Here is a 23402-nt window from a genome sequence, read left to right on the forward strand (position 1 = left end):
TGTCCGCCGGAACCTAGCGGAGCAACTCCCGTGACACCAGGGGTGCTTGCGTGAACGCGTCAGCGACTCAGCACAGAATCCAGCCCGAGTTCACCGAGCCCGAGCCCACCGAGCCCTTGATCCGGACGCAGCGGTGGCCGGCGTGCACGGTCACCGGGCCCGCGTGGTGGGCGAAGTGGCCGGAGTCGACCACGGGCCGGTTGCCACGCGCCTGCACGCTGACGGACATCGTCCTGCGGCCGCCGTGCGTCGTGGGGAAGGTGACGGCGCAGACGTAGCCGCCGCGCTTGTAGACCTGCACCGAACCGGTCGAGAAGGGCAGGGTGCGGACCTTGCGTCCGCCGCAGTAGGAGGTGGCGGCCTGCGCGCTGCCGGGGCTCGCGAGGGCGAACAGGCCGGAGACGGTCAGCACGGCCGTACCGATCGCCAGCCGTCGGCGTATCGCACCACTGTCCACTGTCGTCCCTCCCGCAGCAATCAGCGTACTGGTGTACGGACGCACGACGTACGTCGGATGGTTGCGTTCGCCCATGAGAGGTTTTTTCCGAGTTTGGGGCAACCGTGCCCGTTTACCCGAGGTCCAACTGGTCGGAAAACGAAAGGCGGTAATCCATGACCGGCATGAAGCCCTCTCGTACCACCACGCGCGCACTCGTCGCGGCGGCCCTCCTCGCCACGGCCGGCGCCTCCGTGCCCGCAGTCGCCAGTTCCACCGCACCGCCACCGGCGCGCAGCGGCAGCAACGGCCCCGCCTACGACCGGGTGGCCGACTTCTACGGCGCCTACATCGACGCGGTGACCGACTCCGGATCCGGCCGCCTCGACAGCCAGTTGCGCGGCTTCTACCTGACCTCGGGCCTCCGCTCGCGCCTGGCCACCTGGGAGAACCGCCAACACGCGGACGGCGTCCTGCGCGCCCAGGACGTGCCGCGCGCCTGGAAGGTCACGCCCGGGGACAGCGGCATGGGCCACACCTGGTCGACGGTCCGCCTGACCTGGGGGTCCGCCCAGCACCCGACGTACACCTATCTGACGGTGCAGTCCGACCTCGCCACGAAGAAGATCTCCGACATCAAGCCCAGGTCCTGACGCGGGGACACCGGGCGGCGACGCGCAACCCGCCGCCGGCGGACCGCCGGGGGCGTCAGGCCGTGGATCCCACGGGTTCCTCCGGCTCCGGCGCCCCCACGAACGTCCGCCACAGCTCGGCGTAGCGGCCGTCCTGCCGCAGCAGTTCGTCGTGCGTGCCGTCCTCGACGACCCGGCCGTGGTCCATCACGACGACCCGGTCCGCGCGGGCGGCGGTCGTCAGCCGGTGGGCGACGACCAGGGTGGTGCGGCGCCCGGCGAGCCGGTCGGTGGCCTGGTTGACCAGCGCCTCCGTCGCCAGGTCCAGCGCGGCGGTGGCCTCGTCGAGCAGCAGGACGTCCGGATCCACCAGCTCGGCGCGGGCCAGTGCGATCAGCTGGCGCTGCCCGGCGGACAGGTTGCGGCCCCGCTCGGCGACCTCGTGCAGATAGCCGCCCTCCAGGGTGGCGATCATGTCGTGCGCGCCCACCGCACGGGCGGCGGCCTCCACCTCGGCGTCGGCGGCGTCCGGGCGGCCGTACGCGATGGCGTCGCGGACCGTGCCCTGGAAGAGGTACGCCTCCTGCGGGACCACGCCGAGCCGGTGGCGGTACGCGGTGATGTCGAGGGCCCGCAGGTCGGTGCCGTCGACGGTGACCTGCCCACCCGTCGGGTCGTAGAACCTCGCCACCAGCTTCACCAGCGTCGACTTGCCGGCGCCGGTCTCGCCGACGAAGGCGACGGTCTGCCCGGCCGGTATGCGCAGCGACACCCCGCTGAGAGCTTCCTCCGCGTCCTTTCCGTCGGCGGCGTTGTAGGCGAAGTCGACGTCCTGGAAGGCGATCTCGCCGCGCAGCGAGCGCACCTCCATCGGCGCGTCGGCGGCCTTCGTCGACGTCGGCTCCCGCAGCAGCTCCTGGATACGGCCGAGCGAGACGGTGGCCTGCTGGTAGCCGTCGAAGACCTGGGAGAGCTGCTGGACGGGCGCGAAGAACAGGTCGATGTAGAGGAGATAGGCGACCAGGGCGCCGGTCGTCAGTGTGCCCGCGTCCACCCGGTGGGCGCCCACGATCAGCACGGCCGCCGCCGCGACCGACGACAGCAGCTGCACGAACGGGAAGTACACGGATATCAGCCGCTGCCCGCGGATCCGCGCCTGGCGGTAGCTGTCGCTGCGCTCGGCGAACCGCCGCCCGCCGGAGCCCTCGCGCCGGAAGGCCTGGAGGATCAGCAGTCCGGACACCGACTCCTGGAGGTCGGCGTTGACCACCGACACGCGCTCGCGGGCGAGTTCGTACGCCTTCACGCTCGCCCGGCGGAAGAAGAACGTGGCGACGATCAGCGGCGGCAGCGTCACGAAGACGACCAGCGCCAGCTGCACGTCGATCACCAGCAGCACGCCCATGATGCCGAAGAAGGTGACGACCGAGACGAACGCGGTGACCAGGCCCGTCTGGAGGAACGTCGACAGGGCGTCGACGTCGGTCGTCATGCGGGTCATGATCCGGCCCGTCAGCTCCCGCTCGTAGTAGTCGAGTCCGAGACGCTGCAGCTGCGCGAAGATCTTCAGGCGCAGCGTGTACAGGACGCGCTCGCCGGTCCGTCCCGTCATCCGGGTCTCGCCGATCTGGGCCGCCCACTGGACGAGCACGGTGACCAGTCCGAGGCCGGCCGCCGCCCACACCGCGCCGAGGGCCATGCGGGTCACGCCCTCGTCGATGCCGTGCCGGATCAGCACGGGCAGCAGCAGGCCCATGCCCGCGTCGACGGCGACGAGCCCGAGGCTCACCAGGAGCGGCGCCCCGAAGCCGCGCAGCAGCCGCCGCAGCCCGTAGGAGTCCTCGGGGGTGACCGCGCGGGCCTCGTCGACGTGCGGGGCGTCCACGGCGGGCGGCAGGGCCTCCACCTGGGCGAGGAGCTCGGGGGTGGCGGGCATGCCGGTGAGCGCGTCGTCCTTGGGCTCACGGTCGCCGGTCCACAGGTGCGGGGTGACGCCCCGCTCGGCGTCGAACTCGGCGTCCAGCTCCTCCCGCACGGAGGTGTCCTCCGGCGGGACGGACGGCAGTTCGTGGCCGGGCGAGACCCCGCCGAGCTCGTCGGGGTCGGTGAGCAGCCGCCGGTAGAGCGGGGAGCGGTCCTGGAGCTCCTCGTGGGTGCCGATGTCGGCCAGCCGCCCGGCGTCGAGCACGGCGATGCGGTCGGCGAGGTTGAGGGTGGAACGCCGGTGCGCGATCAGCAGCGTCGTGCGGCCCTCCATGACCTGCTTGAGCGCCTCGTGGATCTCGTGCTCGACGCGGGCGTCGACGGCGGACGTGGCGTCGTCGAGGACCAGCAGGCGGGGGTCGGTCAGGATGGCGCGGGCCAGCGCGACCCGCTGGCGCTGGCCGCCGGAGAGCGTGAGGCCGTGCTCGCCGACCTTCGTGTCGTACCCCTCGGGCAGCTCGGCTATGAACCGGTCGGCCTGGGCGGCACGCGCGGCCGTCTCGATCTCGTCCTGGGTGGCCTCGGGGCGGCCGTACGCGATGTTGGCGCGCACGGTGTCGGAGAAGAGGAAGGAGTCCTCGGGGACGAGCCCGATCGCGGCGCGCAGCGACTCGGTCGTCAGCTCGCGGACGTCGTGCCCGCCGATGAGGACGGCGCCGTGCGTCACGTCGTAGAAGCGGGGCATGAGCAGCGACACGGTCGACTTGCCCGACCCCGAGGAGCCGACGACGGCGAGGGTCTCGCCCGGCCGGATCTCGAAGCTGAGCCCGTCGAGGACCGGCCGCCCCTTCTCGTAGCCGAAGGACACGTCGTCGAACTCGACGCTCGCGGGCGCGTCGGCGGGCAGCGTCTTGGTGCCCTCCTGGATGGACGGCCGGGTGTCGATCAGTTCCAGCACGCGCTCGGCACCGGCGCGGGCCTGCTGTCCGACGGTCAGCACGACGGCGAGCATCCGCACGGGTCCGACGAGCTGGGCGAGGTAGGAGGAGAACGCGACGAAGGTGCCGAGGGTGATCTGTCCGCGCACGGCGAGCCAGCCGCCCAGCGCGAGCATCGCGACCTGGCCGAGGGCCGGGACGGCCTGGAGCGCGGGGGTGTACTTGGCGTTCAGCCGGATGGTGCGCAGGCGCCCGGCGAAGAGCCGGCGCCCGACCTCGCGGAGCTTCCCGGTCTCCTGTTCCTCCTGTCCGAAGCCCTTCACCACGCGTACGCCGGTGACGGCGCCGTCGACGACGCCCGCGACGGCGGCGGCCTGCGCCTGCGCGTACCAGGTGGCGGGGTGCAGACGGGAGCGGCTGCGCTTGGCGATGAACCAGAGGGCCGGGGCGACGGCGAGCGCGACCAGGGTCAGCGGCAGCGACAGCCAGGCCATGATCACGAGAGACATCACGAAGAGCAACAGGTTCCCGATGGTCATCGGGAGCATGAAGAGCAGGCCCTGGATCAGCTGGAGGTCACTGGTGGCCCGCCCGACGACCTGGCCGGTGGACAGTTCGTCCTGACGCCGCCCGTCGAGGCGGGTGATCGTCTCGTACATCTCGGTCCGCAGGTCGTGCTGGACGTCGAGGGCGAGGCGTCCGCCGTAGAAACGACGGACGTAGGTGAGGCCGTAGACGAGGACGGCGGCGCCGATGAGCGCGCCGGCCCAGGGGGCCATGCCGCGGGTGTGGTCACCGACGACGTCGTCGATGATCACCTTGGTGATCAGCGGGACCAGCGCCAGGACCGCCATGCCCGCGAGCGAGGAGCCGAGCGCGAGCAGGACGTCCTTCGGGTACCGCCACGCGTACCCGGCGAGCCGCCGTGCCCATCCCCGCTGCGTCTCCACGCCGATGCCTTCCGTCCGTCCTGATCTGCCGGAAGGGCCAACGCCGAAACAACCGGATTTCATCCCTCCGCAACAATTTCGGGTCCGGAACGACGGCGGGGTCACGGTCGGTGACGAGGGTCCGCGCGACCTGGACGATGCCGAGGCCGTCGTCGCCTGCCGGAGAGGTGGCCAGAGGGGGCGAGCGGGCGGACTCGGCCACGGTACGTGACCGTGGGGCGCCTCGGTGTCGCCGCGGAGAGGGTGGACCGGGCCGTTCGCCGCGCGCGACGGCGCGGGAGATCCACCCGCCGGGTGCTGCCGGCCGGGCCCCGGAGCCGGTTGCCCGGGCTCCGAGACCCCTGGGACGGGTCAGCCGTTGGACGGCACCGCCGGGAACGCCTCCCGGGGCGTGCTGGTCGGCACGTACCGCTGGACGGTGGCGCTGCTCGTGGACGTCGTCGGGACCAGGTCCCGGTGGATGACCTTGGCGACGTTCTGGATGGTGGTGACGCCGTAGTTCATGGTGCTGTTGCCGTGGGTGAGCACGGTGATCATGTAGTCGTGGCCGCCGCCGTTGAAGGTGCCGACGCTGTGCACACGCCAGCCGTGCGTGGACCGCGACAGCCAGCCGTTCTTGACGTGCACGGCGACGGACGAGGGCGCCCCGGCCGGCGTGCCCCAGCGCTGGGAGGAGATGACCTGGCCCATGAGCTTGAGGATGTACGCCCGGGAGTTGTCGCTCAGCACCGTGTTCTTGGCGGTGACGAGCTTGAGCAGCTTCTGCTCGTCCGTCACGGTGATCTGGGTCAGGCCCCAGTAGCCGCCGGTGCCCGGCTTGGTCTGGGTCATGGCCGCCGCCGTGAGGAAGCCCTTGATCTTCGTCATGCCGAGCTGATTCCACAGGCTCGTGGTCGCGTTGTTGTCCGACTTGGTGATCATGGCCTTGGCGAGGTCGGCCTCGCGCTGCGTGAGGTAGCGGTTGTGCTTCTTGGCGTCCCACAGCAGCGTGGCGAGGACCGTCACCTTGACGACGCTGGCGGAGTCGTAGGCCGTACTCGAACGCAGCGAGCACGTCGTCTTCGTGGTCCGGTCGTAGAGACCGACGGCGACGGTGCCCGAACGGCCCGCGAGCGCGGCGGTGATGTCCCTCTGCAGTTTGGCGGCCAGGCCCGCCTTGGCCGATGTGCAGCTGACCTGAGGCGTCGCGGCGGCGGCGGGCGCGGCGGACGCCACGAACGGCACGACCACCGCGGCACCGAGGCTCGCTGCGAGCACACGGGCACCCCGGGATATCCGGTGAGTCATGGAGGCTTCCCATCCCCTTGAACCGATACGAGGGCGCCTGAGGCGCGCTCGCCTCTGTTGACTCACACACCCGGCCGAAAGTTGTACGGGCGTTCCCCGCGGGACGGCTCGGGTCCGGCCCCCGACCACGCCGCCCGGCGGGCCCCGAACCACCTCGCCGGGCGGGTCTCCCGCCGTGCTCCGAGGCGAGGCCGTCGGGCGCGTCAAAAGGCCCTCGGCGCAGGCGACTTGCGAGGTTCCGACACACAACGGTCACCTCGCCTTCACCACCTTGTACACATGTCCATGTCACGCTCCGGTTGCCCGCTCAATCAACCCGCGTAGATCGGACGCCCCCACATGCCCGTGACGCACATGCACCGCTGGAAGACGCCGGCACTGGCCGTCTCGGCCCTGCTGGTCGGCCTCACGCTGCCCGCGGCGACCGCCGGCCCCGCGAGCGCGACGACGACCTCGTACGACAGCACGTACTACAAGAACGCCGTCGGCAAGACGGGTGCGAGCCTCAAGTCCTCGCTGCACACCATCATCAGCAGCCAGAGCAAGATCTCGTACGCGGCGGTCTGGGACGCGCTGAAGGTCACCGACCAGGACCCGAACAACAGCAACAACGTGATCCTGCTCTACAGCGGCGTCTCGCGCGCCAAGTCCCTCAACGGCGGCGACACGGGCGACTGGAACCGCGAGCACGTGTGGGCCAAGTCGCACGGCGACTTCGGCGAGGTGACCGGACCCGGCACCGACCTGCACCACCTGCGCCCCGCGGACGTCCAGGTCAACAGCATCCGCGGCAACAAGGACTTCGACAACGGGGGCAGCACGGTCAGCGGCGGGGGCGGCAGCCTCACCGACTCCGACTCCTTCGAGCCGCGCGACGCGGACAAGGGCGACGTGGCCCGCATGATCCTCTACATGGCGGTCCGCTACGACGGGGGCGACGGCTTCGCCGACCTGGAGCCGAACGAGAAGGTCGACAACGGCAGCAACCCGTACATCGGCAAGCTGTCCGTCCTCAAGCAGTGGAACGACGAGGACCCGCCGAGCGCCTTCGAGGAGAAGCGCAACCAGGTCATCTACGACACCTACCAGCACAACCGCAACCCGTTCATCGACCACCCGGAGTGGGTGGACGCGATCTGGTAGCAGCACGACGGCGGTGAACTCCCCACTCCATGGGGGGAGTTCACCGCCGTCCGGCGCGGCGTCAGCCCAGGTGGGTCGGCGCGAACATCCGCAGGACCGCGGGGAGCAGCACCACCGAGGGGCCGGGCGTGGCCAGTGCCTTCGCCAGGTCCTCCTCCAGGGTCTCGGGGCTCGTGCGCACGCCCGGCACCCCGAAGGACTCGGCCAGGGCCACGTAGTCCGGGCGGGACAGCTCCGTCGCGGTCGGCCGGCCGAAGGCGTCCGTCATGTACTCGCGGAGGATGCCGTACCCGCCGTCGTCGACGATGAGCCAGGTGACGTTCAGGTCGTGCTGCCGGGCCGCGGCGAGCTCGGCGATCGAGTAGAGGGCACCGCCGTCGCCGGAGACCGCGAGCACCGGGCGGGTGGGGTCGGCCACCGCCGCGCCGAGGGCCGCCGGGAAGCCGTAGCCGAGGCCGCCCGCACCCTGGGCGGAGTGCATGGTGTTCGCGCCGCGCGCGTCGAACGCCGACCACGCCCAGTACGCCAGGATCGTCATGTCCCAGAACGACGGGGAGTCGTCCGGCAGGGCCCGGCGCACCGACGCCAGCACCTGCTGCTCCAGGGTGAGTTCCTGGGAGCCGATGCGCTCGGCGACCTTGTCGAGGACCGTGCGCACCCGCTCGGCGGCCGTCGGGTCCGTGCGCTCCCCGACCGTCTCCAGCAGGGCCTGGAGGGCGAGGCGGGCGTCGGCGTGGACACCGAGCGCGGGGTGGTTGGACTCCAGCTTGCCGAGGTCGGCCTCGATCTGGATCACCCGGCCGCGGGGCTTGAACGTGTGGTAGTTCGAGGAGAGTTCACCGAGGCCCGAGCCCACGACCAGGAGGACGTCCGCGTCCTCCAGGAAGTCGGTGGTGTGGCGGTCCTCCAGCCAGGACTGGAGGGAGAGCGGGTGCTCCCAGGGGAAGGCGCCCTTGCCTCCGAAGGTCGTGACGACGGGGGCCTGGAGCCGCTCCGCCAGCTGGAGCAGCTTGCCCGCGGCGTCCGCGCGGACCACTCCCCCGCCCGCGATGATCGCCGGGCGGGCCGCCTTCGACAGCAGGTCGGCCGCCACCGCGGTCAGTTCGGGGCGCGGCGCCAGGTCCTCGGGGGTCGCGTCCACCGCGGTCACCACCGGCAGGTCCGTCCCGGCGAGGAGCACGTCCTGCGGGATCTCCACCCAGACCGGTCCGTGCGGAGCGGTCAGCGCCGACTTCCAGGCCGCCGCGATCGCCGACGGGATCTGCGACTGCGTGCGGACCGTGTGGACCGACTTCACGATGCCCCGGAACGACGCCTGCTGGTCGGGGAGTTCGTGCAGATAGCCGTGGCGTCCGCCGCCGAGACCCGCGGTGGGGATCTGGCTGCTGATCGCGAGGACGGGGGCGGAGGCCGCCGCCGCCTCCTGGAGCGCGGCCAGGGAGGTCAGCGCCCCCGGGCCGGTCGACAGCAGCAGCGGCGCGGCCTCGCCGGTGATCCGGCCGTAGGCGTCGGCCGCGAACCCCGCGTTGTTCTCGACGCGCAGGCCGACGTACCGCAACGCGGAACGGCTCAGCGCGTCGAACATGCCCAGCGCGTGCTGGCCGGGCAGTCCGAAGACGGTGGTCGCCCCGAGACCCGTGAGGGTCTCCACGACCAGGTCTCCGCCGTTGCGGCCGGCGGGCGGGTCGAGCGCGGCCTGCGTCTGTGCCGCCGTCGGACGGAGTACCAGGTCGTGGTCGTGGGTCACTTGTTCCGGGCCTCCGCGATCTGGCGGGACATGATGGTGGTCAGCTCGTACGCCGTGTGGGACGCGGCCACGGCGGTGATCTCCGCGTGGTCGTAGGCCGGCGCGACCTCCACGACGTCGGCGGAGACCAGGTTGCAGGAGGACAGTCCGCGCAGGATCTCCAGCAGCTCGCGGGAGGTCATGCCGCCCGCCTCCGGGGTGCCGGTGCCCGGGGCGTGGGCCGGGTCGAGGCAGTCGATGTCGATGGAGATGTAGAGCGGGCGGTCACCGATGCGCTGGCGGAGCTGGTCGGCGACCTCGTCCGCGCCGCGGCGGTAGATGTCGGCCGAGGTGACGATGCCGAAACCCATCTTCTCGTCGTCGGTGAGGTCCTGCTTGCCGTACAGCGGGCCGCGGGTGCCGACGTGGGAGAGCGCCTCGGTGTCGAGGATGCCCTCCTCGACGGCCCGGCGGAACGGGGTGCCGTGCGTGTACTCGGCGCCGAAGTACGTGTCCCAGGTGTCGAGGTGCGCGTCGAAGTGGAGCAGCGCGACCGGGCCGTGCTTCTTGGCGACCGAGCGCAGCAGCGGCAGCGCGATGGTGTGGTCGCCGCCCAGGGTCATCATGCGGGCGCCGGTGCCGAGGATCTCGTCCGCGGCGGCCTCGACGGTCTCCACGGCCTCGTTGATGTTGAACGGGTTCGCCGCGATGTCGCCGGCGTCGGCGACCTGCGCGAGGGCGAACGGGGAGGCGTCCTGCGCGGGGTTGTAGGGGCGCAGCAGCCGGGACGCCTCGCGGATCGCGTTGCCGCCGAAGCGGGCGCCCGGCCGGTACGAGACGCCGGAGTCGAACGGCACGCCGACCACGGCGACGTCGGCGGTGCCGACCTCGTCGAGGCGCGGCAGCCGGGCGAAGGTCGCGGGGCCCGCGTACCGCGGGATGCGGGACGAGTCGACGGGACCGCGGGGCGTCTCGTTGCTGCTCATGGTGAAGTGCCTTTCCTCTTACGCGTCATCGCGTATTTACAGCTATGCGCAGTCCTGTACATGCATGCACGGCTATGTACTTCTTTGTACGACTGCGAGGACTCTACTGGTGAGCCGGGACCGGCTCGGACTGGGGTTCGGTGCCCCGGCCGGCCAGGCGCTCCCGCCAGGCGGCGAGGACGGCGGCCTCGGTCGGCTTGGTGGCCAGCGAGACCACCACGTAGGCGACGAGCGAGGACAGCAGGCCGTAGTAGACGGGCTCGTTCGCGAGGATGCCGTAGCCCGCCATCAGGCCGATGACCGCGAGGCCGCCGACGACGACGGAGGCCAGCGCGCCGGCCGCGGTCCCGCGCTTCCACAGCAGGCCGCCGAGGATCGGCACGAGCAGGCCGCCGACGAGCAGGTTGTAGGCGACGGTCAGCGCCTCGACGACGTTGTTCAGCGCGATGGCCGTACAGATCACCGCGACACCCATGATGAGGATGAAGACGCGGTTGCCCTTGACCTCGTCGTGCTCCTCGCCGTCCCGCCGCACGACACCGCGCACCCGCGACCAGATGTCGTTGTTGGCGACGGTGGCGCAGGCGATGAGGGCACCGGAGGAGGTGGACATGACGGCCGCGAGGGCGGCGGCCAGCACCAGTCCGCGCACACCGACGGGGAGTTCGTCCTTGACGATGGTCGCGAAGGCGGTGTCGGCGCTGGGCAGCTTGGGATACATCACCTTGGCGGCGGTGCCGATGACGGCGCCGGCGAGGGCGTAGACCAGGCAGTAGGTGCCCGCGACGGTGCCGCCCCACTTGGCCGTCCTGTCGCTGCGCGCGGTGAACACGCGCTGCCAGATGTCCTGCCCGATCAGCATGCCGAAGGTGTAGATGAGCACGTAGGTGAAGATCGTCTCGCCGCCGATGCCCAGCGGGTCGAAGTACTCGGTGGGCAGCTTGGCCTTCATCTCGCTGAAGCCGCCGGCCTTGACCACCGCGATGGGCAGCAGGAGCAGCAGCACACCGATGGTCTTCACGACGAACTGCACCATGTCGGTGAGGGTGATCGACCACATGCCGCCGAGCGTCGAGTACGCCACGACGATGGAGCCGCCGAGGACGATGGCGAGCGTGCGGTTCATGTCGAACAGGACGTCGAAGATCGTGGCGTACGCGATGGTCGAGGTGACCGCGAGCATGAGGGTGTACGCCCACATGACGACGCCGGAGATCACGCCGGCCCGGCCGCCGTAGCGCAGGTCGAGCATCTCGGAGACGGTGTAGACCTTCAGCCGGGCTATGCGCGCCGAGAAGAAGATCGACAGGGCGAGCAGGCCGAGCCCGATGGTGAACACCATCCAGGCGCCGGAGAGCCCGTACTGGTAGCCGAGGCCGACGCCTCCGATGGTGGACGCGCCGCCGAGGACGATGGCGGCCATGGTGCCGGAGTACATGGCCGGACCCAGCCGTCGTCCCGCCACGAGGAACTCACTCTTGGACTTGGCGCGGCGCATGCCCCACCAGCCCATGGCAAGCATGCCGGCCAGGTAGACGACGATCACTGTGTAGTCGACGGCCATGCTGGGCCCTCCTTCGCGCACTCTCGGTGGCGTGTCGTGCAGATGGTTGGGGGACGCGGCCGGGAGCAACGCCCCGGCCGGGAGACCGACAGCGGATCGCGGGGACATACGCCCGTACCCGCGGCTGCCGACGGCACTGACCCTAGGTGGCCGAAAAGCGACTCTGAAGTGTACGTTTCATCCACTGTTTCTGAACCGGATGGAGAAAACGTCCACCATGCCGGATCCATCTGCCCCTTTCGCACCTCCCACCCCACCCACCACACCGGTGCCGCTGAGCGCGCTGACCGCCCGGGAGGACCTCGGGCTGCGCCAGATCGCCGGACCGGTGGACAAGGGCACGCTGATCCACTGGGCGCACACGTCGGAGATGGCGGACCCCTATCCGTACCTGCTCGGCGGCGAGCTGCTGCTGACCGCCGGGGTGCACGTCCCGGAGGCGGCGGGCCCGGACGGAGGCCCTCCCCGGCCGGGCGGAGCAGGCAGCCTGGAGGAGTACTTCGACGCCTATGTCTCGCGGATCGTGGCGGCGGGCGGGGCGGCACTGGGGTTCGGGCTGGCTCCGGTGCACGACACCGTGCCGCGCGCGCTGGTCGCCGCCTGCGACACCCACGGGCTTCCCCTGCTGGAGGTCCCGCCCCAGACCACCTTCTCCGGGGTGGCGCGCGCCGTCTGGCAGCTGATGGCCCAGGCCCGCATGGCGGAGCTGCGGCGCACCACGGAGGCCCAGCAGAGCCTTGCCGCCGCCGCGGCGCGGCCGGACCCGGTGCCCGCCGTGCTGCGGCAGCTCGCCCGGCGCGTGAGCGGCTGGGCCGTGCTGTACGGACCGGACGGCGCGGTACTGGCCACGGCGGGCCGGACGGCCCCGGCCGCGGGGTCCTCCGCCGCCGGGGCGCTCGCTGAGCTCGCCGCCGTCGTGCGGCCCGAAAAGGGCAAGGGTCCCGGCCCCACCTCCGCCGCCGACACCGCGGGCGGTCTCCACCTGTCCGCCTACGCCCTCGGCGCCGGGCGGGGCTTCGTGCTCGGCGTCGGCGCACCGCACCGCGAACCGGGGGACCACACCATCGCCTCCGTGGCGGCCGTGCTGCTCTCCCTGCTCACCGGCGAGCACCAGAGCGGCAGCGGCGCGGCGCGCACGGCGGCGCTCGTCCGCATGCTGCTCGGGGCCGCGCCGCAGGACGTGGCCCCGCTGCTCGGCGACGACCGCTGGGTCGTCGTGCACGCGCGGCCCGCCGCCGACGGCCCCGCGCCGGACGCCGTCGCCGCGTCCGCGCTCGGGGCGGCGCTGGGCTCCGCGCTGGTCGACGCCGACGGTGACGTCGTCCGCGTCCTCGTCCCCGGCGACCGCGTGCCCGACGAGCAGGCGGGCTGGACGTGCGGGGTCAGCGCGCCCGTCGCCCCGCCGGAGTGGCCGACCGCCGACACCCAGGCCGCCCGTGCCCTGGCCCGCGCCCGCGCGACACGCACCGCGCTGGTCCGGCACGGCGAGCGTCCGGTGCTGGCGGACCTCGTCCCCCCTGCGGACGCCGAGGCGCACGCACGCACCCTGCTCGCCCCCGTCGCCGGCACCCCCGCGCTCACCGAGACCCTTCGCACCTGGCTCTCCCTGCACGGCAGTTGGGACCGCACGGCGGTCGCCCTGTCGGTGCACCGCAACACGGTCCGCCAACGCATCGCCCGGTGCGCCGCGTTGCTGGGGGCGGATCTCGACGATCCGGATGTGCGGATGGAGTTGTGGTTCGCCCTGCGGCAGGACTGACGCCTGTGGGCGGTTCGTCCCGGCGGGTCGGCGAGGCCCCAGGTCCGCGGGCCGGCACGGGCACATGAGTGCCCGTCGGCCGCCGAGTGACCCGTGTCCCAGCGGTCGGGACGGCCACCCCTGCGACCGGGCGCACCGGCACAATGGGAGGCATGCCGATACCCGGGACCCCCAGCCGCGCCGAGCTCGTCGACCACCTCGTACGGACCCGCATCGCGGGTGACGTCGCCACGCCCCGCGAGAACAACCTCTCCCACTACCGCAAGCTCGCGAACGGCGACCGCAACTTCTGGCTCGGCCTGGAGCTCGGCGACCGCTGGACCGACGAGCAGGACGTCCTCGCGGTGATGGCGGAGCGCTGCGGGGTGAGCGACGACCCGGAGTACCGGTACGGGCAGGACACCATCGACCCCGAGCTGACGGTGGACGCGCTGGAGCGGGCCGCGGCCCGGTTGCGCAAGGCGGCCGACGGCGAGCAGCGGGTGCTGTTCGCGACCGGGCACCCGGGGGGTCTGCTCGACGTGCACCGCGCGACCGCCGCGGCCCTGCGTGCCGCCGGCTGCGAGATCGTCGTCATCCCGGACGGTCTGCAGACCGACGAGGGTTATGTCTTCCAGTTCGCGGACGTCGCCGTCCTGGAGCACGGCGCCACCCTCTGGCACACCCACTCGGGCGAGCCGATGCGGGCGATCCTCACCGGTCTGGAGCGCGAGGGCCGTCCGCTGCCCGACCTGGTCGTCGCGGACCACGGGTGGGCGGGCTGCGCCGGCCAGCTCGGCCTGGACTCCATCGGGTACGCGGACTGCAACGACCCCGCGCTGTTCCTCGCGGAGGCCGAAGGGACGCTCCAGGTGACGATCCCCCTGGACGACCACGTCAAGAGCCCTCGGTACTACGACCCCATGACGGCCTATCTGCTGGCCGAGGCGGGCCTGGCGTAGCCCGGTCCACGACCCCTGGGCCGTGGACCGGCGCGATGTGCGACTCCGCTGACGGAGTCGCACATCGCCCTATTCGGTGCGGTCGGGATCAGTGTCCGCCGCCGCCACCGCCGCCGCCGTGGCCGCCGCCACCGCCGCCGCCGTGACCGCCGCCGCCACCGCCGTGACCACCGCCGCCGCCGTTACCGCCACCGCCGTAACCGCCGCCGCCGTGGTCACCGCCGTAACCGCCGCCGCCGTGGTCGCCGCCGTAGCCGCCGCCGTAGCCGTTGTCGTCGTCGTCGTCGTAGCCGCCGTAGCCGTAGCCGTTGTCGTCGTCGTCGTCGTTCCACGAACTGCTGTAACTGGAGTTGTGGTTCGAGCTCGCCGAAGCGGTGCCCGCCGTGCCGATCGCGGCACCACCGGCCATCAGCAGACCGGCAGCCGACATCACGAAGACGCGCCTGGCGCGTTGTGATCGCATGGGAAAATACCTCTCCATCGTCTCTCGCGGCTCCCAGAAGGACCGACGCGAGGTGGATGGCCGCCGCCGCAGAAGAAGGAAGAAGGTGCGGCGCGGTCTATGGGCTTACCGCGGGATTCTGAGGAGCACGGCCCTGCCGCCGACGTCTCCAGAGCCCCCTGCGCCAGGTTGCGCGGGTGACCGCTGTGACCGGGTTCCCGTGGTGACGGAACCTCGTCGGCCGGTATGCCGTGCGTCGCGGCATTTCACCCATAAAGACTAATCCCGCACCCGTCACACGTCATCTCGAGAACAACTCAGGCATCATGCGCCCCGGTCGGCCCGCCACTGCCGGGCCCCGGGGTGGGGTCGAGGTACACCCGGCTCACCACGGGAAACGCCGCCCGCAGACGCTCTTCGGCCCGCTCGCAGGCCCGTTCGACCTGGGCGGCGGTCGACACGTCACGGAAGTCGACCTTGGCCGCGACCAGCGCCTCCCGCGGCCCCTGCACCAGAGTCGTCAGCTCCAGTACGGCCTCCACGTGCTCGACGGCCAGCAGCTCGGCCCTGATCCCCTCCCGCACCGGCCGGGGCAGGGCGCGGCCGATGAGCAACTCCGCGTTGGAGCGGCCGAGAACCCAGGCCACGTACAGCAGCAGGAGGCCGATGCACAGCGACGCGACGCCGTCCCAGACACCCGAGCCGGTGAGCTGACCGCCCAGCAGGCCGCCCGCGGCGAGCAGCAGACCCACCAGCGCGGCCGAGTCCTCCATGACGACGGCCTTCACGGCGGTGTCGGGTGTGCGCCTGAGGTACCGCTGGAACGGCGCGCCGTGGCGCTCGGCCTCGCCCCGCGCCTGCCGCACGCCCGTCCGCAGGGAGAAGCCTTCCAGCACGAAGGCGATGCCGAGCACGATGTAGGAGACGAGCGGGTCGCCGAGCTCCTCGCCCGCGACCAGGGTGTGAATGCCGTCGTACAGGGAGAAGACCGCACCGCCCACGAAGGTGGCGACGGCGGCGAGCAGCGCCCAGATGTAGCGCTCCGGGCCGTATCCCAGCGGATGGTCCTCGTCGGCCGGTTTCTCGCTGCGCTTCAGCGCCGTCAGCAACAGCCCCTCGGTGACGGTGTCGGCGACGGAGTGCGCGGCCTCCGACAGCATCGCGCTGGAACCGCTGATGAGGCCGGCTACCGCCTTGGCGAGCGCGATGCCGAGATTGGCGACGGCGGCGACGATCACCGTGAAGGTGCTCTCGCCGCCGCCGTCGCCGCGCTGTGCTCCAGCCTCTTCAGCCATGCCTCAGTCTGACCGAGGGATGCGGACCACGCCCTCCTGGATCACCGAGATCGCCAGTCGGCCGTCCTGGGTGTAGATACGGGCCTGGCCAAGGCCCCGGCCGCCCGACGCGGACGGCGACTCCTGGTCGTACAGCAGCCATTCGTCGGCGCGGAACGGGCGGTGGAACCACATCGCGTGGTCCAGGGAGGCCCCGACGACGTCACCGACCGCCCAGCCGCCGCGCCCGTGCGCGAGCAGGACGGAGTCGAGGAGCGTCATGTCCGAGACGTACGTGGCGAGGACGACATGCAGCAGCGGTTCGTCGATGGCCCCGTCGAGCTTGCCGTTGGTGCGGAACCACACCTGCGAGCGCGGCTCGCGGATCTCCCCGACGGTGCCGTACGGCGGTGCGTCGACGTAGCGCAGGTCCACGGACTCGCGCGCCTCCAGCAGGCGCTCGGCGATGACCGGGTCGGCGAACACGTCCGCGTACCGCGGCAGCAGTTCGGCGCCCGTCGGCAGGGTCTCCGGGTCGGGCGCGGACGGCATCGGGGCCTGGTGCTCCATGCCCTCCTCGTACGCCTGGAACGACGCGGAGAGGTGGAAGATCGGCTGGCCGTGCTGGACGGCGACGACACGCCGGGTGGTGAAGGAGCGGCCGTCGCGGATGCGGTCCACCGAGTACACGATGGGCGCGCCGGGGTCCCCCGCACGCAGGAAGTACGCGTGCAGGGAGTGCGCGTGCCGGTCCTCGGGGACCGTGCGCCCGGCGGCGACCAGTGCCTGCGCCGCCACCTGCCCCCCGAAGACCCGGGGGACGACGGCGGAGCGGGACTGGCCGCGGAAGATGTCCTGCTCGATCCGCTCCAGGTCGAGCAGATCGAGCAGGGACTGAAGTGCCTGACTCATGTCGTCAGTTGTACCGTGAACTTTTTTCGCGGCCCTTACAGACCCATGTCCTTGGCGATGATCGTCTTCATGATCTCGCTGGTGCCGCCGTAGATGCGGTTGACGCGGTTGTCCGCGTACAGGCGGGCGATCGGGTACTCGTTCATGAAGCCGTAGCCGCCGTGCAGCTGGAGGCAGCGGTCGATGACGCGGTGTGCCACCTCGGTGCAGAACAGCTTGGCGCTGGCGGCCTCAGCCGGGGTCAGCTCGCCCGCGTCGAGAGCCTCCAGGGCGCGGTCGGCGACGGCCTCGGCGGCGTCCACCTCGGCCTGGCAGGCGGCCAGCTCGAACTTGGTGTTCTGGAAGGACGCGACGGTCTTGCCGAAGACGGTGCGGTCCTGCACGTACTCCTTGGCGAACCGGACGGCCGCCTTGGCCTGCGCGTACGCGCCGAAGGCGATGCCCCAGCGCTCGGACGCCAGGTTGTGGCCGAGGTAGTAGAAGCCCTTGTTCTCCTCGCCGAGGAGGTCCTCGACCGGCACCTTGACGTCGACGAACGCGAGCTCGGCGGTGTCGGAGGTCTTCAGGCCGAGCTTGTCGAGCTTGCGGCCGACGGAGTAGCCCTCGGCCTTGGTGTCCACGGCGAAGAGGGATATGCCGAAGCGGCGGTCCTCGGCGGTGGGCGCGGAGGTACGGGCGCAGACGATCACACGGTCGGCGTGCACGCCGCCGGTGATGAAGGTCTTGGCGCCGTTGAGGACGTAGTGCGTGCCGTCCTCGGAGAGCTTGGCGGTGGTCTTCATGCCCGCGAGGTCGGAGCCGGTGCCCGGCTCGGTCATCGCGAGGGCCCACATCTCCTCGCCGGAGACGAACTTCGGCAGGAAGCGCTTCTTCTGCTCGTCGGTGGCGAGCATCTTGATGTACGGCAGGCCGAGCAGCACGTGCACGCCGGAGCCGCCGAACTGGACACCGGCGCGGGCGGTCTCCTCGTACATCACGGCTTCGAACTTGTACGAGTCGATGCCGGCGCCGCCGAACTCCTCGTCGACGCGGATGCCGAAGACGCCGAGCTCGGCGAGCTTGTAGTAGAAGTCGCGCGGCGCCTGGCCCGCGGCGAACCACTCGTCGTAGACGGGAACGACCTCGGCCTCGATGAAGGCCCGCAGGGTCTCCCGGAACGCCTCGTGATCCTCGTTGAACACCGTACGGCGCACTGCCGCCACCTCCACCGGATGCATGTCTAAGCGCTTGCTCAGATTTCAGGTTACCGGTGGGTCGCAAGTGCCGTCCAGAGTCATCCCCCCGAGACGCTCGTCACGCCCCGGCCGCCGCGAAGGCGCCGCGGGCCATGCGGTGCAGCAGCTCCGCGGTCCCCGCGCGGCCCGGCAGGGCACCCGGGCGGCCCAGGTGCGGCGTGGAGTTCAGCAGGCCGAAGACCGAGTGCACGGCCGACCGCGCGCTGGGCTCCGACAGCGCCGGATACACCTCGCGGACGACCTCCACCCACAGCTCGACGTACTGCCGCTGGAGCTGCCGCACCAGCTTGCGGTCACTGTCCCGGAGGCGGTCCAGCTCCCGGTCGTGCAGGGTGATCAAGGGACGGTCGTCGAGCGCGAAGTCGATGTGCCCCTCGATGAGCGAGTCGAGGACCGCCTCGGCATCCCCGTCCGCCTCCGCCACACGGCGCTTGCCGCCCGTGAGCAGCTGACCGCTGATGCCCACCAGCAGCTCGGCGAGCATCGCGTCCTTGCCGGGGAAGTGGCGGTAGAGACCGGGGCCGCTGATACCGACGGCCGCTCCTATCTCGTCCACGCCCACGCCGTGGAAGCCCCGCTCGGCGAAGAGCCGGGCGGCCTCCTTGAGGATCTGCTCACGGCGGGTGGGGGCGTCGGTTCTGGTGGCCATGGAACCAATTCTAGACAGGGAGGTTAGCGGTCGTTAACCTGAAGGAAATGCGTTAACGCTCATTAACTGGTCGACCACTGGTGAGGGGACCGCAGGATGCACGAGGCACCGGAGCTGACGAGCGCGGCCGATCCCGCGTCGGACGCCTGGCGGGCCAATGAGGAGGCGCACCGCGCGCTGGGCGAGGAGCTGCGCCGGAAGCTGGCCGCGGCCCGGCTGGGCGGCGGCGAGCGGGCCCGCGAGCGGCACACCGCGCGCGGAAAGCTGCTCCCGCGCGACCGCGTGGACACCCTCCTCGACCCCGGGTCGCCCTTCCTCGAGCTGGCCCCGCTCGCCGCCGACGGGCTGTACGACGGCCAGGCACCGGCCGCGGGCGTCATCGCCGGGATCGGCAGGGTCAGCGGACGCGAGTGCGTGATCGTCGCCAACGACGCCACGGTCAAGGGCGGCACGTACTACCCGATGACGGTGAAGAAGCACCTGCGCGCCCAGGAGGTGGCCCTCGAGAACCGGCTGCCCTGCATCTATCTCGTGGACTCCGGAGGTGCCTTCCTGCCCATGCAGGACGAGGTCTTCCCCGACCGCGAGCACTTCGGGCGGATCTTCTACAACCAGGCCCGGATGTCCGGCGCCGGGATCCCGCAGATCGCGGCCGTCCTCGGCTCCTGCACGGCGGGCGGCGCCTATGTGCCCGCGATGAGCGACGAGGCCGTGATCGTGCGCAATCAGGGCACGATCTTCCTCGGCGGGCCTCCCCTGGTGAAGGCCGCCACCGGCGAGGTCGTCACCGCCGAGGAGCTGGGCGGCGGCGAGGTCCACTCGCGTGTGTCGGGCGTCACCGACCACCTGGCGGAGGACGACGCCCACGCGCTGCGGATCGTCCGGAACATCGCGGCGACCCTGCCGGCGCGCGGCCCGATGCCCTGGTCCGTGGAGCCCTCGGCCGAGCCCAAGGTCGACCCGTACGGGCTGTACGGCGCGGTGCCCGTCGACTCCCGCACCCCGTACGACGTGCGCGAGGTCATCGCGCGCGTGGTCGACGGCTCGCGCTTCGCCGAGTTCAAGGCGGAGTTCGGGCAGACCCTGGTCACCGGCTTCGCCCGCATCCACGGACACCCGGTCGGCATCGTCGCGAACAACGGCATCCTGTTCTCCGAGTCCGCCCAGAAGGGCGCCCACTTCATCGAGCTGTGCGACCAGCGCGGCATCCCCCTGGTGTTCCTGCAGAACATCTCCGGGTTCATGGTGGGCCGCCAGTACGAGGCGGGGGGCATCGCCAAGCACGGCGCCAAGATGGTGACGGCGGTGGCCTGCACCCGCGTCCCGAAGCTCACCGTCGTGATCGGCGGGTCGTACGGCGCGGGCAACTACTCGATGTGCGGCCGGGCCTACTCGCCGCGCTTCCTGTGGATGTGGCCCAACGCCAAGATCTCCGTGATGGGCGGTGAGCAGGCCGCTTCGGTCCTCGCGACCGTCAAGCGCGATCAGCTGGAGGGGCGCGGCGAGTCCTGGCCCGTCGAGGACGAGGAGTCCTTCAAGGCCCCGATCCGCGCCCAGTACGAACACCAGGGGAACGCCTACTACGCGACGGCCCGGCTCTGGGACGACGGCGTGATCGACCCGACGGAGACCCGGCAGGTGCTGGGACTCGCCTTGACCGCCTGCGCCAACGCGCCCCTGGGTGACCCCCAGTTCGGCGTATTCCGGATGTGAGGGGACCCATGTTTGACACGGTGCTTGTGGCCAACCGGGGCGAGATCGCCGTACGCGTCATCCGTACGCTGCGCGCGCTCGGCGTCCGCTCGGTCGCCGTCTTCTCCGACGCCGACGCCGACGCCCGGCACGTGCGCGAGGCGGACACGGCCGTACGGATCGGTCCGGCCCCGGCGGCCGAGAGCTATCTGTCCGCCGAGCGGCTGCTGGAGGCCGCGGCGCGGACCGGAGCCCAGGCGGTCCACCCCGGATACGGCTTCCTCGCGGAGAACGCGGCGTTCGCGCAGGCCTGTGCGGACGCGGGCCTCGTCTTCATCGGTCCGCCCGCCTCGGCGATCGAGCTCATGGGCGACAAGATCCGCGCCAAGGAGACGGTCAGGGCGGCCGGGGTCCCGGTCGTGCCCGGTTCCAGCGGCAGCGGACTCACCGACGCCCAGCTGGCCGAGGCTGCGCACGAGATCGGCGTGCCGGTGCTGCTGAAGCCCTCGGCGGGCGGCGGCGGCAAGGGCATGCGGCTGGTGCGCGACCCGGCGGCGCTGCCCGACGAGATCGCCGCCGCCCGGCGCGAGGCCCGTGCCTCCTTCGGCGACGACACCCTCCTCGTGGAGCGGTGGATCGACCGCCCCAGGCACATCGAGATCCAGGTCCTCGCGGACGGGCACGGCAACGTCGTGCACCTGGGCGAGCGCGAGTGCTCGCTCCAGCGCCGCCACCAGAAGATCATCGAGGAGGCCCCGAGCGTCCTGCTCGACGCGGACACCCGGGCGGCGATGGGCGAGGCGGCCGTCCAGGCGGCCCGCTCCTGCGGCTACCGCGGCGCGGGCACGGTCGAGTTCATCGTCCCCGGCGGCGACCCCTCGTCGTACTTCTTCATGGAGATGAACACCCGGCTCCAGGTCGAACACCCGGTGACCGAGCTGATCACCGGCCTCGACCTGGTCGAGTGGCAGCTGCGCGTCGCGGCGGGCGAGGCCCTGCCGTACGGACAGCAGGACGTCACGCTCACCGGACACGCGGTGGAGGCCCGCATCTGTGCCGAGGACCCGGCGCGCGGCTTCCTCCCCTCCGGCGGCACCATCCTGGCGCTGCACGAGCCCGAAGGTCCGGGTGTGCGCACCGACTCGGGGCTCAGCGAGGGCACCGAGGTCGGCTCGCTGTACGACCCGATGCTGTCCAAGGTCATCGCGTACGGCCCGGACCGGGCGACCGCGCTGCGCAAGCTGCGGGCGGCACTCGCGGAGACCGTCACGCTCGGCGTCCAGACGAACGCCGGATTCCTGCGCCGGCTGCTGGCCCATCCGGCGGTGGTGGCGGGCGAGCTGGACACCGGGCTCGTGGAACGCGAGGCGGACTCCCTGATCGACGGCGACGTACCGGACGAGGTCTACGAGGCCGCGGCGGCCGTGCGTCTGGACGCGCTGCGTCCCTCCGGCGAGGGCTGGACCGACCCGTTCTCCGTGCCCAGCGGCTGGCGGCTCGGCGGCGCGGCCCGGCCGGTCGGCTTCCCGCTGCGGGTGCTCGACCCCGTGGAGTACACCCCGCGCGGCGCTCACACCGTCACCGCCGACCGGGTGTCGGTGACCCTCGACGGCGTCCGCCACACCTTCCACCGCGCCGGGGACTGGCTCGGCCGTGAGGGCGACGCCTGGCACGTGCGCGACCACGACCCGGTGGCCGCGTCCCTCACCGGCGCCGGCCACGCGGGCGCCGACTCCCTCACCGCCCCGATGCCCGGCACGGTGACGGTCGTGAAGGTCGCCGTGGGCGACGAGGTGGCCGCCGGGCAGAGCCTGCTGGTCGTCGAGGCGATGAAGATGGAGCACGTCATCTCCGCGCCGCACGCGGGCACCGTCAGCGAGCTGGACGTCACGCCGGGAGCGACGGTCGCCATGGACCAGGTCCTCGCGGTCATCACGCCCGCCGAGGAGGAGACGGCATGAGCACCCCCGTACCCGGCCTCCCCATGGTCGTACCGGCGCAGGGCCTCCCCGCGCGGGTCCGGATCCACGAGGTCGGCGCCCGCGACGGCCTGCAGAACGAGAAGTCGACGGTGCCGACTGAGGTCAAGGCGGAGTTCGTGCGGCGCCTCGCCGACGCGGGCCTGACCACCATCGAGGCCACCAGCTTCGTCCACCCCAAGTGGGTGCCCCAACTGGCGGACGCGGAGCAGCTGTTCCCACGCGTCGCCGACCTGCCGGACGTGCACCTGCCGGTCCTCGTACCGAACGAGCGCGGACTCGACCGCGCGCTCGCCCTCGGCGTGCGCCGCATCGCCGTGTTCGCCAGCGCCACCGAGTCCTTCGCGAAGGCCAACCTGAACCGCACCGTCGACGAGGCGCTCGCCATGTTCGCGCCCGTCGTCGAGAAGGCGCGCTCCCAGGGGCTGCATGTCCGCGGCTACCTCTCGATGTGTTTCGGCGACCCCTGGGAGGGCGCCGTCCCCGTCCACCAGGTCGTGCGGGTCTGCAAGGTCCTCATGGACATGGGCTGCGACGAGCTGAGCCTCGGCGACACGATCGGCGTGGCGACGCCCGGTCATGTCCAGAGCCTGCTCGCCGAACTCAACGAGGAGGGCGTGCCGACCAGCGCGCTCGGCGTGCACTTCCACGACACCTACGGCCAGGCGCTCGCCAACACCCTGGCCGCCCTCCAGCACGGCGTCACGACCGTCGACGCCTCCGCGGGCGGCCTCGGCGGCTGCCCGTACGCGAAGTCCGCGACCGGCAACCTCGCCACCGAAGACCTCGTATGGATGCTCCAGGGCCTCGGTATCGACACCGGGGTCGACCTCGGCCGCCTCACCGCCACCAGCGTGTGGATGGCCGGACAACTGGGCCGACCCAGCCCGTCCCGCACCGTCAAAGCCCTCTCCCACCAGGAGTGATCCCCATG

The 23402-nt window shown here is 71.7% G+C and carries 18 protein-coding genes; 7 read left to right on the top strand and 11 right to left on the bottom strand.

Annotated features, from left to right (window positions below; all coding sequences use genetic code 11):
- Nucleotides 1–67 precede the first annotated feature (67 nt).
- Nucleotides 68–457 (bottom strand): hypothetical protein, encoded by a 390-nt coding sequence (locus ACZ4IF_RS04775; protein WP_467559975.1) that lies wholly within the window; start codon nucleotides 455–457, stop codon nucleotides 68–70.
- A 155-nt stretch (nucleotides 458–612) separates the two neighbouring features.
- On the opposite strand from ACZ4IF_RS04775, the gene ACZ4IF_RS04780 reads away from it, so the two are divergent.
- Entirely contained in the window at nucleotides 613–1089 is a 477-nt protein-coding gene (locus tag ACZ4IF_RS04780; RefSeq protein WP_467559524.1) for a hypothetical protein, read from the top strand.
- A 55-nt stretch (nucleotides 1090–1144) separates the two neighbouring features.
- Here the strand turns inward: ACZ4IF_RS04780 and ACZ4IF_RS04785 are convergent, their stop codons facing one another.
- The gene (locus ACZ4IF_RS04785; protein WP_467559526.1) at nucleotides 1145–4879 is read right to left on the bottom strand and encodes an ABC transporter ATP-binding protein; all 3735 of its coding nucleotides are present in this window, start codon (nucleotides 4877–4879) and stop codon (nucleotides 1145–1147) included.
- Nucleotides 4880–5230: 351 nt separating this feature from the next.
- A complete protein-coding gene (locus tag ACZ4IF_RS04790) occupies nucleotides 5231–6166 on the bottom strand; it encodes a serine hydrolase (RefSeq protein WP_359498744.1) in 936 nt (311 codons plus the stop codon).
- A 339-nt stretch (nucleotides 6167–6505) separates the two neighbouring features.
- Between ACZ4IF_RS04790 and ACZ4IF_RS04795 the strand changes: the two genes are divergently transcribed.
- The gene (locus ACZ4IF_RS04795) at nucleotides 6506–7309 is read left to right on the top strand and encodes an endonuclease I family protein (protein WP_467559528.1); all 804 of its coding nucleotides are present in this window, start codon (nucleotides 6506–6508) and stop codon (nucleotides 7307–7309) included.
- Nucleotides 7310–7370: 61 nt separating this feature from the next.
- On the opposite strand, the gene ACZ4IF_RS04800 is transcribed toward ACZ4IF_RS04795, so the two are convergent.
- The 3 genes from ACZ4IF_RS04800 to ACZ4IF_RS04810 form a co-directional block, all read right to left on the bottom strand.
- The gene (locus ACZ4IF_RS04800; protein WP_467559530.1) at nucleotides 7371–9056 is read right to left on the bottom strand and encodes a thiamine pyrophosphate-binding protein; all 1686 of its coding nucleotides are present in this window, start codon (nucleotides 9054–9056) and stop codon (nucleotides 7371–7373) included.
- A complete protein-coding gene (gene speB, locus ACZ4IF_RS04805) occupies nucleotides 9053–10021 on the bottom strand; it encodes an agmatinase (RefSeq protein WP_028803529.1) in 969 nt (322 codons plus the stop codon). The genes ACZ4IF_RS04800 and speB overlap by 4 nt, the downstream gene beginning before the upstream one ends.
- Before the next feature lie 103 nt (nucleotides 10022–10124).
- Nucleotides 10125–11585 (bottom strand): sodium:solute symporter family protein, encoded by a 1461-nt coding sequence (locus tag ACZ4IF_RS04810; RefSeq protein ID WP_467559532.1) that lies wholly within the window; start codon nucleotides 11583–11585, stop codon nucleotides 10125–10127.
- 217 nt (nucleotides 11586–11802) lie between these two features.
- On the opposite strand from ACZ4IF_RS04810, the gene ACZ4IF_RS04815 reads away from it, so the two are divergent.
- A complete protein-coding gene (locus ACZ4IF_RS04815; protein ID WP_467559534.1) occupies nucleotides 11803–13344 on the top strand; it encodes a PucR family transcriptional regulator in 1542 nt (513 codons plus the stop codon).
- Nucleotides 13345–13496: 152 nt separating this feature from the next.
- Complete coding sequence (locus ACZ4IF_RS04820) at nucleotides 13497–14285, top strand: phosphatase (protein WP_467559536.1); 789 nt, start codon at nucleotides 13497–13499, stop codon at nucleotides 14283–14285.
- An 88-nt stretch (nucleotides 14286–14373) separates the two neighbouring features.
- On the opposite strand, the gene ACZ4IF_RS04825 is transcribed toward ACZ4IF_RS04820, so the two are convergent.
- From ACZ4IF_RS04825 to ACZ4IF_RS04845, 5 genes are all read right to left on the bottom strand, one after another.
- Complete coding sequence (locus ACZ4IF_RS04825; protein ID WP_467559538.1) at nucleotides 14374–14748, bottom strand: hypothetical protein; 375 nt, start codon at nucleotides 14746–14748, stop codon at nucleotides 14374–14376.
- A 296-nt stretch (nucleotides 14749–15044) separates the two neighbouring features.
- Nucleotides 15045–16022 (bottom strand): cation diffusion facilitator family transporter, encoded by a 978-nt coding sequence (locus tag ACZ4IF_RS04830; RefSeq protein ID WP_467559540.1) that lies wholly within the window; start codon nucleotides 16020–16022, stop codon nucleotides 15045–15047.
- 3 nt (nucleotides 16023–16025) lie between these two features.
- The gene (locus ACZ4IF_RS04835) at nucleotides 16026–16913 is read right to left on the bottom strand and encodes an acyl-CoA thioesterase (RefSeq protein ID WP_467559542.1); all 888 of its coding nucleotides are present in this window, start codon (nucleotides 16911–16913) and stop codon (nucleotides 16026–16028) included.
- Nucleotides 16914–16948: 35 nt separating this feature from the next.
- A complete protein-coding gene (locus ACZ4IF_RS04840) occupies nucleotides 16949–18106 on the bottom strand; it encodes an acyl-CoA dehydrogenase family protein (protein WP_028803523.1) in 1158 nt (385 codons plus the stop codon).
- A gap of 100 nt (nucleotides 18107–18206) precedes the next feature.
- The gene (locus ACZ4IF_RS04845; RefSeq protein WP_028803522.1) at nucleotides 18207–18797 is read right to left on the bottom strand and encodes an SACE_7040 family transcriptional regulator; all 591 of its coding nucleotides are present in this window, start codon (nucleotides 18795–18797) and stop codon (nucleotides 18207–18209) included.
- Nucleotides 18798–18893: 96 nt separating this feature from the next.
- Between ACZ4IF_RS04845 and ACZ4IF_RS04850 the strand changes: the two genes are divergently transcribed.
- From ACZ4IF_RS04850 to ACZ4IF_RS04860, 3 genes are read left to right on the top strand one after another with little or no spacing between them, the layout of a single operon-like run.
- Nucleotides 18894–20510, top strand: a complete 1617-nt coding sequence (locus tag ACZ4IF_RS04850; protein WP_467559545.1) for a carboxyl transferase domain-containing protein — start codon at nucleotides 18894–18896, stop codon at nucleotides 20508–20510.
- Between the two features lie 8 nt (nucleotides 20511–20518).
- A complete protein-coding gene (locus ACZ4IF_RS04855) occupies nucleotides 20519–22450 on the top strand; it encodes an acetyl/propionyl/methylcrotonyl-CoA carboxylase subunit alpha (RefSeq protein WP_467559547.1) in 1932 nt (643 codons plus the stop codon).
- On the top strand, nucleotides 22447–23394 hold the full coding sequence (locus ACZ4IF_RS04860; protein ID WP_467559549.1) for a hydroxymethylglutaryl-CoA lyase: 948 nt from the start codon (nucleotides 22447–22449) through the stop codon (nucleotides 23392–23394). The genes ACZ4IF_RS04855 and ACZ4IF_RS04860 overlap by 4 nt, the downstream gene beginning before the upstream one ends.
- The last annotated feature ends 8 nt before the right edge of the window (nucleotides 23395–23402 follow it).

The organism is Streptomyces sp. NPDC025784, from assembly GCF_055558435.1.